General features: G+C 44.4%; 15 protein-coding genes. 3 read left to right on the top strand and 12 right to left on the bottom strand.

Annotated features, from left to right (window positions below; genetic code table 11):
- Window positions 1–7 precede the first annotated feature (7 nt).
- The 4 genes from R8N47_RS01525 to R8N47_RS01510 form a co-directional block, all read right to left on the bottom strand.
- Complete coding sequence (locus R8N47_RS01525; RefSeq protein ID WP_005376497.1) at window positions 8–478, bottom strand: RES family NAD+ phosphorylase; 471 nt, start codon at window positions 476–478, stop codon at window positions 8–10.
- 1 nt (window position 479) lies between these two features.
- The gene (locus R8N47_RS01520; protein ID WP_017820987.1) at window positions 480–932 is read right to left on the bottom strand and encodes an antitoxin Xre/MbcA/ParS toxin-binding domain-containing protein; all 453 of its coding nucleotides are present in this window, start codon (window positions 930–932) and stop codon (window positions 480–482) included.
- 174 nt (window positions 933–1,106) lie between these two features.
- A complete protein-coding gene (gene katG / locus R8N47_RS01515; protein ID WP_064354735.1) occupies window positions 1,107–3,281 on the bottom strand; it encodes a catalase/peroxidase HPI in 2,175 nt (724 codons plus the stop codon).
- Window positions 3,282–3,467: 186 nt separating this feature from the next.
- Window positions 3,468–5,009 carry a glutamate synthase-related protein gene (locus R8N47_RS01510; protein WP_064354734.1) on the bottom strand — a complete coding sequence of 514 codons (1,542 nt, stop codon included), beginning with the start codon at window positions 5,007–5,009 and terminating at the stop codon, window positions 3,468–3,470.
- A gap of 156 nt (window positions 5,010–5,165) precedes the next feature.
- Here R8N47_RS01510 and R8N47_RS01505 point away from each other — a divergent pair, with 156 nt between their 5' ends.
- A complete protein-coding gene (locus R8N47_RS01505; protein WP_064354733.1) occupies window positions 5,166–5,645 on the top strand; it encodes an aminoacyl-tRNA deacylase in 480 nt (159 codons plus the stop codon).
- A gap of 175 nt (window positions 5,646–5,820) precedes the next feature.
- Here R8N47_RS01505 and R8N47_RS01500 read toward each other — a convergent pair whose 3' ends face one another.
- From R8N47_RS01500 to R8N47_RS01490, 3 genes are all read right to left on the bottom strand, one after another.
- Window positions 5,821–7,233 (bottom strand): coniferyl aldehyde dehydrogenase, encoded by a 1,413-nt coding sequence (locus tag R8N47_RS01500; protein WP_064354732.1) that lies wholly within the window; start codon window positions 7,231–7,233, stop codon window positions 5,821–5,823.
- A gap of 125 nt (window positions 7,234–7,358) precedes the next feature.
- A complete protein-coding gene (locus tag R8N47_RS01495; protein ID WP_025767834.1) occupies window positions 7,359–7,931 on the bottom strand; it encodes a GNAT family N-acetyltransferase in 573 nt (190 codons plus the stop codon).
- Window positions 7,932–8,035: 104 nt separating this feature from the next.
- On the bottom strand, window positions 8,036–8,494 hold the full coding sequence (locus R8N47_RS01490) for an NUDIX hydrolase (protein ID WP_025767835.1): 459 nt from the start codon (window positions 8,492–8,494) through the stop codon (window positions 8,036–8,038).
- Window positions 8,495–8,662: 168 nt separating this feature from the next.
- Between R8N47_RS01490 and R8N47_RS01485 the strand changes: the two genes are divergently transcribed.
- Window positions 8,663–9,568 carry a DMT family transporter gene (locus R8N47_RS01485; RefSeq protein WP_005376505.1) on the top strand — a complete coding sequence of 302 codons (906 nt, stop codon included), beginning with the start codon at window positions 8,663–8,665 and terminating at the stop codon, window positions 9,566–9,568.
- A 79-nt stretch (window positions 9,569–9,647) separates the two neighbouring features.
- Here the strand turns inward: R8N47_RS01485 and R8N47_RS01480 are convergent, their stop codons facing one another.
- Window positions 9,648–9,962, bottom strand: a complete 315-nt coding sequence (locus R8N47_RS01480) for a DMT family transporter (RefSeq protein ID WP_005376506.1) — start codon at window positions 9,960–9,962, stop codon at window positions 9,648–9,650.
- Between the two features lie 394 nt (window positions 9,963–10,356).
- Between R8N47_RS01480 and R8N47_RS01475 the strand changes: the two genes are divergently transcribed.
- Window positions 10,357–11,721, top strand: a complete 1,365-nt coding sequence (locus R8N47_RS01475) for an endonuclease/exonuclease/phosphatase family protein (RefSeq protein ID WP_005376507.1) — start codon at window positions 10,357–10,359, stop codon at window positions 11,719–11,721.
- Between the two features lie 284 nt (window positions 11,722–12,005).
- Here the strand turns inward: R8N47_RS01475 and R8N47_RS01470 are convergent, their stop codons facing one another.
- The 4 genes from R8N47_RS01470 to R8N47_RS01455 form a co-directional block, all read right to left on the bottom strand.
- The gene (locus R8N47_RS01470; RefSeq protein ID WP_064354731.1) at window positions 12,006–12,539 is read right to left on the bottom strand and encodes a hypothetical protein; all 534 of its coding nucleotides are present in this window, start codon (window positions 12,537–12,539) and stop codon (window positions 12,006–12,008) included.
- Window positions 12,533–12,919, bottom strand: coding sequence for an MAPEG family protein (locus R8N47_RS01465; protein WP_005376510.1), 387 nt, complete (start codon window positions 12,917–12,919; stop codon window positions 12,533–12,535). Before R8N47_RS01465 ends, R8N47_RS01470 begins: the two co-directional genes overlap by 7 nt.
- A gap of 209 nt (window positions 12,920–13,128) precedes the next feature.
- Entirely contained in the window at window positions 13,129–14,034 is a 906-nt protein-coding gene (gene rarD, locus R8N47_RS01460; RefSeq protein WP_031778926.1) for an EamA family transporter RarD, read from the bottom strand.
- 102 nt (window positions 14,035–14,136) lie between these two features.
- A complete protein-coding gene (locus tag R8N47_RS01455; protein WP_042520743.1) occupies window positions 14,137–14,859 on the bottom strand; it encodes a sulfite exporter TauE/SafE family protein in 723 nt (240 codons plus the stop codon).
- Window positions 14,860–15,184: the final 325 nt, after the last annotated feature.

The raw sequence follows: 15,184 nt of genomic DNA, 5'->3' as shown, positions 1-15,184 counted from the left end.
TAGGCGTCTATTTGAAAATGCGCGGATCAAACGCGAAATCGAGCTTTTCGGCTTTCTTGATGATCTCTTTCATTTTGGGATGATTTGGATTCACCACGTAGTTTTTATCACGAGGTGAAATCGTTGAAGGCACTTGCAGCGCGGCAAACTCTGGATGAGGATCATTGAGAAACTGATCACCAATGTACTGCGTAGACTCGCTCGCCGGTATTGCTCGCCACGTCACAGGGAGATCTTCTTCATCTAAGGTGGCGATGAGGTATTCTGGCATTTCAATACGATATAAATCGTAAAGTTTGGTGATAGCAGGATCGTTGTTTACGTGCACAAACACTTCCAACGAGCAAAGGGATTCCGATTCAGAGAAGTAGAGGGCTTCGGTTCCTTTTGAGTTCCATCGCCCTCCAAATAACTTTGCGCCAACGGGGCTGAATGGCGTGTCAGCAAATTTCTTTTGTGTGAGACGATAGAGCTTCATATTACGAGAATACCCCGTGCTCTAAACGGCCGATCAAATCTTTTACGATTTCAAAATCCACCGTGGTCGAGACCATATCAAGTGGACGTTTTCCACCTAAGCCATACACATTCTCTCTCATCCATTTTAACGCGCGCTCTTCGTCGTCAAACAGTTCTGTCGCGAGTTTCAATAACATCGCTAATCGATAGATTGCATCACTTTCTTGCGTATTGAAGCGCTCATCGTTTTTTAGACGACGCTTGATCGTGCTAACAGGTATCAATGTGACGTTTTGAAACTCACTCTGAGAAAGCTTCACACGCTCAACAATATTGCGATACACCTTTGGCTCAAAGCCTTTGTGAACCGCATCAGTGCGACCTGTTTCAGCGTCTTCAATACCCAACATAAACCAGAAATTGGCTTTATGAGGTTGTTTCGGTTTGAAGCTTTTTAATGCTGCAGTTGCCATATCAAGCTCCTGTGGTTCATATGGTCCGGTTATTATGGTTCAAATGAGCTTAATTTTCAATCAAAGTAACAATCAAAGTAAAAAGATAGGTAAAGAAAAAGGCGAGCTTTTCGCCCGCCTCTCTTACTTATTCATCAACTTTGTTTACGCATCTATCGATGAACATCGTTTCACTTATTGCAAGTCAAAACGATCCGCGTTCATGACTTTCGTCCATGCGGCGATGAAGTCATGGATGAATTTTTCCTGATTATCATCTTGCGCATACACTTCCGCATACGAACGCAGGATCGAGTTTGAACCAAAGACAAGATCCACACGGGTTGCCGTCCACTTCACAGCGTCGGTTTTACGATCACGGATTTCGTACTGATTAGCACTTACTGGTTGCCACGCATATGCCATGTCAGTAAGGTTCACGAAGAAATCATTCGACAAAGTGCCGACTCGGTCAGTAAATACGCCCTCTTTTCCACCGCCGTAGTTACTGCCTAGAACGCGCATACCACCGATAAGTACCGTCATTTCTGGCGCCGTTAGCCCCATAAGCTGAGCACGATCTAATAAAAGCTCTTCTGGCTTAACCGCGTAGTCTTTCTTCAACCAATTTCGGAAACCGTCAGCAACAGGCTCAAGTACTTCGAACGATTCCACATCCGTCATCTCTTGGGTGGCATCACCTCGGCCTGGCGCGAATGGTACGGAAACATCATGACCTGCGGCACGCGCAGCCAGTTCAATACCTACGTTACCAGCAAGCACGATAGCATCTGCAACACTACAGCCCTCTTCTGCTGCTATTTTTTCTAACACCGCAAGAACACGTCTTAGACGTTCAGGTTCGTTCCCTTGCCAATCTTTTTGCGGAGCCAAGCGAATTCTCGCGCCATTTGCACCGCCTCGGCGGTCAGAGCCACGGTAAATACGCGCACTATCCCACGCCGTACTTACTAACTCACTAATGGATAGGCCACTTGCTTCGATTTTTGTTTTTACTAAATCAACATCGTAGTCTGTCTTACCTGCGGGCGTTGGGTCTTGCCAAATAAGATCTTCGCTTGGCACATCAGGGCCGAAATAACATGATTTTGGTCCTAGATCGCGGTGTGTCAACTTAAACCAGGCACGAGCAAAAACGTCATCAAAGTACGCAGGGTCATTTTGGAACTTTTCTGCAATCTTACGATATTCAGGGTCCATTTTGAGCGCCATATCGGCGTCGGTCATGATTGGATTGTAGCGCTTAGAACCGTCTTCAACATCGACAGGCTTGTCTTGTTCTTCAATGTCGATTGGCTCCCATTGCCATGCGCCAGCTGGGCTCTTTTTCAGTTCCCAGTCATACTTAAATAGTAGGTGGAAGTATCCGTAGTCCCATTGTGTAGGGTGCGTTGTCCAAGCACCTTCAATGCCACTCGTTACCGTGTCACGGCCAATACCACGTGTTTTGTGGTTAATCCAGCCAAGACCTTGCTCATGAACGTCTGCTGCTTCGGGCTCTGGGCCAAGGTTTGCGGCATCACCATTACCATGACACTTACCCACCGTGTGACCACCAGCTGTGAGCGCGACGGTTTCTTCATCGTTCATTGCCATTCGCGCAAAGGTCACTCGCATGTCATGTGCTGTTTTGAGAGGATCTGGGTTACCGTCTACCCCTTCAGGGTTCACATAGATAAGACCCATCATTACCGCAGCAAGCGGGTTTTCTAAATCTCGCTCACCAGAGTAGCGGCTGTTATCAGCGTCACTTGTGGCTAACCATTCTTGCTCAGAGCCCCAGTAAGTGTCTTTTTCTGGGTGCCAGATGTCCTCTCGTCCAAACGCAAAGCCAAAGGTCTTAAAGCCCATGGATTCGTACGCCATGTTACCGGCAAGGACAATCAGGTCTGCCCAACTTAGTTTGTTGCCATATTTTTTCTTGATTGGCCATAAAAGGCGTCGAGCCTTATCGAGGTTGGCGTTATCTGGCCAAGAGTTGAGAGGAGCAAAGCGTTGGTTGCCTGTAGCAGCACCGCCACGGCCATCCGCAATACGATAACTGCCCGCTGCATGCCATGCCATTCGGATCATTAAACCACCGTAGTGTCCCCAGTCGGCAGGCCACCAGTCTTGGCTATCAGTCATTAAATCTTTTAAATCTTTTTTAAGTGCTTCGACATCTAGCTTTTTCAGTTCTTCTTTGTAATTAAAGTCCTGACCAAATGGGTTGGTTTTGGAGTCGTGTTGATGCAGGATGTCTAAGTTCAAGGCATTCGGCCACCAATCCATCACCGACTTATCTGTAGATGTTTGCCCACCATGCATAACTGGACATTTACCTACCGAACCGCCGTTTGCTTTGCTCATATAATGCTCCTTCGTGTCGTGGTTGTGGTAACCACTCTTTGTTATTCAATAAATCGAATATCCACCTCAAACAGCGTAGTTCATACACTGTTTTTTTAGTTAACGCCAAGTCAAAATTTCAAACATTTCAGCGAATAAATAATTGTTATCAAACATGTACCTATATGCAGAAAATATGGATAGAGATCAGTTTAAGTCCATACCTGAATACTTAATCCCAGACAGCCTCGCCATGTTGTGATCCCAGGTCGCTAAATCATGATGACTAAATTCATTCAGAGCGTGATGACCACACGCCCTCGCCATGACTTTCATGAGCTCGACCGAGGATTCGAAGAAATTTTTCAGTTGCTGGGATGACTTTTCAACGTCGAGACGCTGCCTCAAATCGGCATTTTGTGTCGCAATGCCTGCCGGGCAATTATTGGTGTTGCAGATGCGAGCCGCGACACAACCGATCGATTGCATCGCACTGTTTGCTATCGCTACTCCGTCTGCTCCAAGTGCCAACGCTTTGACAAAATCCGTAGGAACTCGCAACCCACCGGTGATGATTAATGTGACACGGTCACTTACGCCTTTTTCATCTAAGTACTTACGTGCACGAGCTAATGCAGGGATGGTGGGTACACTAATATGATCACGGAACATAGTTGGCGCCGCACCCGTGCCACCACCGCGACCATCTAAGATGATATAATCAGCCCCAGCATCAAGCGCAAACTGAATGTCTTGCTCAATATGGTTGGCACTGAGTTTAAATCCAATTGGAATACCGCCTGTGATGCCACGAACTCTGTCAGCAAACTTTCTGAAATCGTGAGTAGTGTGAAGATCTTTGAACGTTGGTGGTGATATCGCTGGTTGTCCCTCGGGGATGCCTCTCACCTGAGAGATCTTACCTACATTTTTATTTGCAGGCAGATGACCACCCGTGCCCGTTTTTGCTCCTTGCCCGCCTTTGAAGTGAAACGCCTGAACATTAAGAAGCTTAGATTCGTCGTAGCCAAATTGAGCACTAGCAAGCTCATAGAAATACCGTGAATTGGCGGCTTGCTCTTCCGGTAACATGCCACCCTCACCAGAGCAAATCCCAGTCCCTGCCAACTCTGCACCTTTTGCTAGTGCAATTTTCGCCTCTTCAGAAAGTGCGCCAAAACTCATGTCCGACACCAACAAAGGAATGGCGAGTCTGAGCGGCTTACGCGCGTTTGGTCCCACAATCAACTCGGTAGACACAGGAACGTCTTCCAACAACGGTTGTGTCGCCATTTGCGCCACCATGATTTGTATAGCATCCCAATGTGGTAGCAAATGCCTAGGAACCCCCATTGCAGCCATCGGACCATGATGACCGAGTTTAGAGAGTCCTTCTCTCGCTAATTGGTGGATAAACTCGAGGGTTGGCTCTTCTTGAGTAGCAGACGCCGTTGGTTTGTCTCTTTTCTCTCGCTTTTGTTCCGGTCCCTCTTTACCGACTTGCTCTGCGGTAAATCGCTTGTGTGTACCATCACAAAAAGGAGCATTGGCGGTATGCTTACATTGGCAGAGATAGGCATCTTCGTCTTTTTCCGCACTAAAGCTCATTGGCTTTAAGCCGGTTCCCGAATGAGACCCATCGCAGTAAGGTTGATTTTTAGAACGCCCACATCGGCAGAAGTAATATTCTTGCCCAGCTTTCAACTCTACTTTGATCGGCTTGTTATCAGCGATGATTGGCTTGCTCATGTTGCCCCCTATTTATTATTGTTAACCATGCTTTCTCGCTGGCTTGCAATAAGCGTAGAACAGGAGCGTAAAGAGCGTCAGTGTCGCCGAGTAAAATGCGCGATTGTCGCCCGACTAACCTATACTTTTTATGGGTCTCATACACGTGGAGGCTATATGACGATTGCAACCCGATTAGATGAATATTTGACTGAGCATAACATTCACTTTCAAACCGTGAATCACAGCCACAGTCATAGCTCGCTACAAAGTGGTGTTGCAGCAGGTGTGCCTTTAATGAATATCGCAAAAGGTGTGATTCTAGAGGATCATGAAGGGTGTCATATGATGGCGGTCTTACCTGCCAACAACAAAATCAGTTTGTCGAGATTAAACGACGAGTTTAACGCCACCTTCCACTTGGTGAAAGAGCGTATGGTTTACCGACTCTTCACCGATTGTGAACACGGCGCTATTCCACCGATTGGTAGTCCTTACCACATGTCGACAGTTTGCGATGAAAGATTAGCAAACTTGGAACATGTCTACCTTGAAGCTGGCGATCATGAAACTCTGATTAAGCTGGACCGAAAGGCGTTTAAAGAACTGATGAACGACTGTAGATATCTAAGATTCAGCAGTGAAGTTCTGCATTAAACTTGCCAAGATCTCTCGACACTTCCTGAACAAGGCTCTTTCAGCAAGAGCCTTTCTTTGTTTTGTTGGTAGCACGCGAAGGAAGTTTCTCGAACTTTGGTGCCCAGCGTTTCAGAGCATATAGAAACAAAAAACCGCCTATTCGGGCGGTTTTTTATCAATCAAATCATAATTATTATCGAACAAAGATCTTTTGGATCGCTTTTATCGCCATAGCCCTACGGCGCATTAATACGCTCGTTCTTGGCAACCATTTCGGTGTGTGAAGAATGGTTTTCGCATGACTAAAAGTTCTGAATCCTTCCTCTCCGTGATAATGCCCAATACCCGATTCACCAACGCCACCAAAAGGCGCATCTTCAGCGCCAACATGTAAAACCGTATCATTAACGCCGACGCCACCACTGTGGGTGTTGCGTACAATATGTTTGATGGTCGATTTGTCGTCCGACATAACATACAGCGCAAGTGGTCTTTGGTGCTGATTAATGTAGTCAATCGCTTCATCAACGGCATTGTAGGGCTTAACAGGTAGAAATGGCCCGAAGATCTCCTCTTGCATGATTCGCATATTCGGCGACACATCCGTGACCAAATGAGGATACAGAAGTCGTTCCTCTTGGGGCGACGCTTCAACAGTGTGAAGGTTAGCACCTTGCGCTTTTGCATCCTCAAGTAGCGCAGTCAAAAGATCATATTGTCGTTGGTTGACAATATGGGTCAGCTTTTGATTCTTGTTGGATTTTAAATAGAGCTTTTCAAAACGTTTTAAGAATAGCGAAATGAACTCTTCGACACGTTCTTGCGGTACAAATGCGTAGTCAGGCGCGACACAAATCTGGCCTGCATTAATGCATTTACCAAACAAGATAGCATCAACGGCTTTCTTCATGTCTGCATCTTTTGCAATGATCACCGGGGACTTTCCACCCAACTCTAACGTCACCGGGGTAAGGTTTTCCGCTGCCGCTTTTGCCACTGCGCGACCAACACTCGTAGAACCCGTGAACAAAAGGTGATCGAATGGCAGTTGGCTGAATGCTTGTGCGACGTCTGCTTCACCCTCAAAAACTTCGACATACTCAGACAACCCACGGCAAATATCGACGATGACTTTATTGGTTTTTGGCGTAAATTCGCTGAGCTTCATCATCACGCGGTTGCCAGCAGCCAATGCTGTCACTAAAGGCGCAAGGCTCAAAATCACAGGAAAGTTCCACGGCGAAATGATCCCGACGACACCTAACGGTTGATACTGAACGGTGACTTTAGAAGGTGCGAGCAATAAGCCGGATTCGCGCTTGCTGGGTTTGCACCATTTTTTTAGTCGTTTGAGGGTATAATTAATATGCGAGACCGTTGGCAAAACGTCGGTCATAGCGGTATCAAATTCTGAGCGATAGCCAAAATCGTCACTTAACGCTTCAACCAGAGCTTGTTTGTTCTCAAGCAGCGATTTTTTTAACAAAACGAGGCGCTGTTTACGTTCATCCACACTAGGATAAGGTTCGGCTGCATATGCCGCTTTTAAGCGTTCGAGGCTTTGCTGTAACAAGTTATCTACTTCAACCTCTGTGATTGCGTTCATGATGCTTCTCCTAACCTAGTTTCTACCAATGACGCCCCAAGTTAACACGAGCGCAACAATGTTACTATTGTAGCGCTCGTGAAGTTAGAGTTCGAACTCTGATTAAAATATCTCTAGGGTGGATACTACGTCAAACGTAGTTCATAAATGCCTAGTCGTTGAGAGCGGTCAAGCATATCGAACTCATGATCAACGTATTCTTTTAATGTGGCGCCTGCACGCTCAGCAATATTGATGCTAGCGATGTTATCTTCCATACAATGGAACTGAATGAATTGTGCGTGCCCTTTCTTCTTCAAAAAAGGGATCAATACTGCGAGTACTTGATCAATCACACGATGGCCTCGTCCATTGTTGGCAAGCCAGTAGCCAATTTCAGTAACACGTGTATGTGAATCCACACCTTTAATACCAATAACACCCGTAAGTTGCTCATCAAAATAAATTGCGCACCAGTGGGAATCTAGCGCATTACTGTTCACTCGCTGGGAAATGTAGTTCACGGCCTCTCGATGATTCGTGACAGAATCCGTCCAAGGTAGATAGCCCTCAAGGCTCTCTCGGTGAGTGTTCACAACCTCTAGTAAAGCGGACGCGTGTTTCGTGTTGAGGGGCTCAATTGAGACCCTTTGCGAGACGGAAAAACGCTTCTGTAAGTGATTTCCTTGATACGTCTCTTGGCATGTGACTTCATCCATAGATGTTATTCCTTTTTATTGTGAACGCTCAGCGCAAATCCTAACGCTTCATTTTATGAGAACAAACCTCTCTATAAAAACTAATCAAAGCCGTTGCCGTTCATTTAGCCCTTTTGATCGATCAGCGTAAATGGCGTTAGTGATGCCACATCTACATAATGTTTCCATACATGTTCATAGAGGTGATGCTGATTGGCAAACGGAGCCAGCTGCTTAGCTTCTTCAAGCGTACACCAGCGATACTCGGTATGCTCTTCGTTGAGAACAACTGATTGGTTAGGCGGACAAAGTAGCACAAAACATGGGATAACCATGATACGGTTATTTTTTGCTTCGTAGAACTGCTCTAGAAAGTCTGCTGTATGTAACTCAACTTGGTCAATTCGTGTCTCTTCTTTTAACTCTCTTAAAATGGTTTGCCACCCGGCTTCACCCGCTTCGATACCACCTGCAACATGGCACCAATAGCCACCTTTTACGCGTTTGAGTAACAGCATTTTTTCTATGCCATCAATTTTTGAAATGACAACGCCTGAAACATGCGTTGCTTTTATCGGGATCATGTAAGCTCCTTAAATATCGAGTTTTTATTGTTACGCTGAGAGAGACAGATTAATTGCTACGTATTCTACTGTTTATTCATCTTGTCGACAGAAGTGTTTGAGTTGAGAGGATTTAATCGCTAACTAAGTATGCTAAAGTGAGATCTGTCGCAACAAATGAGCAGTAAAATGTCCAATTCATTCAACACTATGATTCCCATCGGTGTGCGCTTTATGGTGCTTTCCGCGTTCGGCTTTGCTCTGATGTCGGCTACAGTAAAGCACGTCGGCAACTACGGTATCCCCGTTTTTGAAATCGTTGCAGCAAGAGCGCTCGTTTCACTTATCATTAGTTATTTCGATGTAAAGCGAAAACGAATTTCTGTATGGGGCAATAATAAGCCATTACTATTTGCACGCGGTGCTGTGGGCACGATGGCTCTGATGTGTGTATATTATTCAGTGACCACCTTACCTTTGGCAGAAGCGACGATATTCCAATATATTCATCCGGTGTTTACTGCACTACTCGCCGTATTTTTCTTGAAAGAGCGCATCCAGCCGTCAACTTTCCTTTGTATTGCGTTGTGCTTACTCGGCATCTATATCATGGTAAGCCCAGAAACTGGGCAAGGCTCAGATAGCGCTTTACCAATGTTTAGCGTCATGATTGCGATCTTAGGCGCATTTGGTAGCTCAATTGCCTACGTCATTGTCAGAAAACTGAGTCAGACAGAAGACAGCTCAGTGATCATTTTCTATTTCCCGTTGGTTGCTCTCCCCGCTTCACTCTTACTGATTGGCGACGATTTTGTAATGCCCGATCTATATCTGACTTTCATGTTGGTTCTAGTTGGTGTCTTTACCCAAATTGGACAATTGGGGTTAACCAAAGCGATGCAAACTCAACAAGCGGGTAAAGCCTCCGCTTATTCGTATATCCAGATCGTATTTTCTGTGTTGTTGGGCATCATTTTCTTTGGCGAGGTTCCGATCATTTGGACGTACGTCGGTGGCGGTCTGATTGTTACAGGCGCATTAATTAATGCGTTTGGTCATCACTTACGGTTACCTTTTATTAAGCGCAACGCTTGATATACCTACCCAGAACCGTAAACACGACATTTAGAAAAACAGCCAGAGTGACTCTGGCTGTTTTGTGTTTAGCCTAACGTTAAGCTGATATTTTTAACCCTGCGATACCAGCGACAATCATTAGCAAGCTTAAGGCTTTGATAAGTGTTGCTGGCTCATTGAACAGATAAATACTCACGACTGCCGTGCCTATTGCGCCAATCCCTACCCATACGCCATAAGCAATGCCTAAAGGCAAGGTTCTTAACGCAATGCCAAGCAACCAAAAGCTCAATAACATAAAGACAATAGTGAATGCCGAAGCACCGAATTTGGTAAACCCTTGTGAATATTTAAGACCGACAGCCCATGCGATTTCACACAAGCCCGCAATGAAGAGAATTCCCCAAGCCATGTCACATTTCCCAACGAGATGGGGTCGTCCCCGAGAAAAGATAGAGCGGTGAGGTCGTCCTCACTTCTGATTGACTGCTTATTATATACAGAAATTTAAACATAAAAAATAAAACACGGCGATAAACATACAACTCAAACATCTCATGTACGCTTAAATTCTACGCTTTTCTTTTTAACGGTGGCGGACTCTCTATTTCGCATCAATAACGACACCGTTTTTTAACAATTTACATATAACCTTCTGGTGTTGAAAGTGTTGCATTTATTGCACAAATCACACAAAAACTAATTGAACATGTAAATATGAAAACGTTTGTGTGACTAATATCGCTTAAAACAATGACTGATGACTTTAATATTCAGCCGAATTAATTATAAGGTATGACGTACCCATGAAAGCAATCAAAACCTCTATCGCTATCCTTGTTGGCGCCGCTCTACTATCTGGATGTAATGACGATACTGAATACGTCAATGTTCAGCCTAAAGAAGTAAAAATAGCGACTTACAACCTCTCTTTTGACCGCGCTACCTTCGAAACTTTGGTAGATGAAATGCAAATTGAACCAACGCAGCAAACTGCGTTGGTCACCTCTTATTTAGACGGTTCAATCGCAGCCGAAGACAAAACCACTGCGGAAAAAGTCATTCAAATTCGTAACGTTGCAGCAATCATTCAAAAGAATCGTCCTGATGTTCTTATGATGGCGGAATACAACAACGAGGGAACAGGCGAAAACAAAGCAGCCATTGAAGGATTCCAGAAGAACTACTTGTCTGTCGCGCAAAGCATCAATGGCGCGGGCGGTGAAGCAAACCTTGAGCCTATTGAATACCCTTATGCTGAATCTTACTCAACTAATACAGGGTTGTTGAGTGAGTTTGATCTCGACAACAACGGAACCGCAGGTCAAATGCCAGGTGATGCATGGGGCTTTGGCATGTACCATGGTCAATATGCATTTGCCCTTATGTCTAAGTATAAAATTGACACAGCAAACACACGTACATTCCAAGCATTTAAATGGAAAGATATGGAAGGTGCGAAAATTCCAACCATTACTATCTGCGATGGTTCGCAAAAGATTCCAGACGGCATGAAGTGTGGTGATGAATGGTACTCAGCGGAAGAATGGGATCAAGTGCGTCTATCTTCGAAAAACCACGTTGACGCACCAATCATCATTCCAACTCGCAACGGCGAAGAAGTTGTACACTTGTTGATGTCTCATCCTACTCCACCAGTATTCGACACCGGTAAAAACAAAGCGCAAAACGCAGCAGAAGTGGAGTTTTGGCATCATTACATTCAAGGCAAAGACTATTTTTACGACGATGCGGGTAAAACAGGTGGCTTAACGAACGGCGCTAAATTCGTAATGATGGGTGATCAAAACCTTGATCCAGTGTCTGGTGACGGTATTAGCTCTGTAATGCAAGAGCTGCACAACGATCCATTGGTTAATCAAACCGTGATGAATGGTGAGCTTTACCCAACAAGCTTTGGTGCAGCCGAACACGCTGTTGACCGCAGCTCAACTCACCCATATCCGAATCGCATCACTTCAACGTTTGGCTTAGGGGTAGACTATGCCTTGCCTTCAGCAAATTTGAATGTAATAGACTCTGGTGTGTACTGGTCAGCGTCTTATGAAGAAGGGCGTAAACTATTTAACGATGCACGTATCGGTAAGTATGGTGATGGTAAAGATGTATCTTCTGACCATCGCATGATCTGGATTAAAGCACAGTTCTAGATTGCATAAAAAAAAGCCAACCACAAGGAGTCGTGATTGGCTGTATATATTTGTGAACAAGATGGTTCACTAACAACGTCAGTTGGCTAGGTGACCCTCGGCTTAGAAAGGGTCACTCATACTAAAGCATGAGGCGTGCCAACTTTTCAGCGCACAAAAACAGGTTGTTATTTAATCACTTTCATTAAAACTTAACCAATAGCTACTGTTTGCTCACAGAATAAATTGCAATTTGCAAACTACCATTGGCATTTCGCAATAAACCTGATCTTTAGCTCTTGCTTTTATTGCTTCCTAGCTAAGTCGCGTGCAAGGATTAACGCAAGTCCGAATACTTGCAAGAAGAGTCCGATATTCTTGTACCAAGCGATCTTTTCATCCTGCTTTGCCATTACCTCATTGAGCCCTACATTCTCAATGTAGTAATTATCGATGCGGTCTCTATACGAAGCTTGTGCCTGATTTATCTTTGACATTAGTTGAGGAAGTTGATCAATTTTTATTTCATCCGACTCGTTATGAACCCAAGAAGATAAATGCCCTGCTAATACCTCTTCTAGCTCTAAAGGTATCGCTACGCTCTGACTTATGTGCACATGCAGCAGTAAAGCTTCTCTTTTCCTTTCTAGGGTTTCCACACTGTTCCATGCGAGTTGGATGGAATACAAGTTTTCTGCTGTTTGCTCTGCGAGCTGCGAGTGCTGTTTACCCAACTTATCAAGGACTAAGCTAGTAACGATGATCGCGCCAATATTCAGTACTAATCCAATCAGAACGAGTACCCAAGGTGGTGGAATGTAACGTCGCAGACTTACCATAACTTATCGTATGGCAGGTAAATCATATTTAACACAACCAATGAAAGTATCACCAGAAATGTCACCTGCATCCCTCTAATGCGTTTTTTCAAGTCTTTTTTCAATATGCCTTTAGCATGAATAACTCGACCAATTACAAAAATAATACCGGTGAGATGTATCCATGTTGGGTAAGCACTGTTAAATTCTAAAAGTGCCATTAAAATCAGGGTAATGGGGATATATTCTGTCGCATTACTCTGGGCACTACGAGCAATTTGTAGAGCCTCTACCCCACCATCGGCATAAGCAATTTGATTTAAGCGACGTTGCTTAATTACTTGAACAGCCAACCAAATAATGAGTATTGCGAGAATGTTGGCATACAGAGCAGTGATCATATGTCGTCCTTCTTGATCTGGTTTTCACTTATATAAGCGTGTCACTTGGCTATAACTATAGCGGTATCATTATGATAATGCGTCAAATAATCTCAAGTTATGATTTCTATTCGGGCAAAAAACGAAAGCCAATGCTTCATGACATTAAAAATGCCCTCGAATGGAGGGCATAAGAATAAAGAAGCTAATATGTGAGAATATTGAAACCACTATAAGGGGTGTTTGACCAGCTTTTTGCGCCGATGCCCTTTGATAATACTTTCAAAAATTGTGAACAACAGCCCTACCCAAATAAATGCAAAGGTCACCGCTTTCACTTCGTCAAACAACTCGCCAAAAAACATAACTGCCAACACAAACTGCAAGCTTGGCTCGATGTATTGCATTAGACCGACGGTTGATAAATTAGTTATACGTATTGCGATAGAATAAAATACGAGTGGCAAAAGTGTGATAGGCGCACTGCCAAAATACAAAAGCAATGTTGTGGTATCTGTGCCCGAAGCCAGTTCACCAGTTGCCCATTGTTTATAGAGCAAATATGCGAGTGCAACTGGAGTCAGTAACAACGCCTCAACAAACAAGGTTGTACTCCAGTCATAATTTATCTTCTTCTTGTACAGCCCATACAAAGCAAAGAACAACCCCATCGTTAGTGCGATAACGGGCAGCTGACCATAGTGAATCACTTGATACATAACACCAATTGTTGCCAGCACGATTGCAATAAGTTTGCCTTTTGAGAGCCTATCCCCAAGAATAAATACGCCCAGCGCAACAGATACTAATGGCCCAATAAAGAAGCCTAAGCTGGCATCGATGACCCGATGATGGGTCAAAGCCCAAGTGAACGCACTCCAAGAAATACACATCAAACTGCTCGCCACAAACGTGTACCACAAGGATTTTTTATCAAGCCAGATTTCTTTCCAATTCAGCCCTCGACGGGTTATCCCAAGTACAATTAGAAACCCGACAGGTACAGACCCAATGATTCGCCATGCTAGCAACTCATCCATAGAAGCATTTGGTAAATAACGATAATAAATTGGTAGCAATCCCCAGATCACAAAGGAGAATGCTGCCATAAAAGTGCCATAACGAGTGTTATTCATAAAACTATCGCCCATCTAAACGACCAATTTGGCGTAAGTAAACAAGTCCGCCATACATAAAAAGGAATGCAATCCCGCAGTGACTTTATGATGCAGATGGCATTATTGGCTCAACGCTTGTACGACGGCGGTAAAGCCACTCACAAAACACAACATAAGTGCCCCAAACCGAATCTTTTCTTTTGGTAACGACTGGGTAGTTTTCATTGCTAGCCAGTAACCAAGCGCCGCAGCAGGTAATAGAGGAATAGTAATGACCAAATGATGCAATGTGAAGAAGCCCACTGGGATTTGTACTATTAGTGAAATAATCGAACTGAAAACAAAAAAAGCCGATAAGTTGCCGCGTAACTGATTTGCTTCTTGATGCTGCAACAATAACGCCATCGGAGGGCCTCCAATCGCAGAACTGGTACCAAACAACCCAGAAAAGAAACCAGCACATGTCATACGCGAAGGCGTAGGCTCAACCCGAAACGGTAAAACACTCACCACGACTGCAAACAGCACCAACAAACCAATCCAAAGCGTGAGAGTTTGTGTAGATACAAAAAAGAGTAGCAAGCCACCAGCAATTGATCCCGGCACTCGCCCAATCAACGCCATCTTTAAGCCGCCGATTTCAACACTACTGCGGTGCTTCATCGCATTCATCAACGAAATAAATAACGCGACTAAACAGATTGGCGCAGGAACATATTCTGGCGCCCAAAGAATCAGTAAAGGTGCGGCAACAATAGCCAAGCCAAAACCGATTGCGGTCTGGACATAAGAGCCAAGAAATATCAAACCTATTGCAAGGAAGTTTATCGAATCGAATTCCATTTAGATTATTCTTATATTTGAAAAATAAACACAAAACCAAAGCACATTCGCATGATGAATACCTCAGGCATGCTGCGATATGAATTCCGCGTAGCATTCATCAAAGTGAATAAAAAGACAATCCATTTGTGCGGTTCGCCCTCATTTGCATTTTGTATTTCATTCCGCTGATGTACATGTTTGCTTACATCGAAGAGGATTCATGCTCGCCTGTTCACGCAGCATTTCTTCAGCGGAATTAATGACCTCTTAAAATCTAGCAGAATTAGACCCGTGAATTCTCCATTGCATTTAATGGATTCAGTCAATTAGTGCGGCGTCGGTA

The sequence above is a fragment of the Vibrio sp. 2132-1 genome, assembly GCF_033344315.1.
Note: the sequence above shows the minus strand (reverse complement) of the source record. Positions and strands in the feature narration are given on the sequence as shown.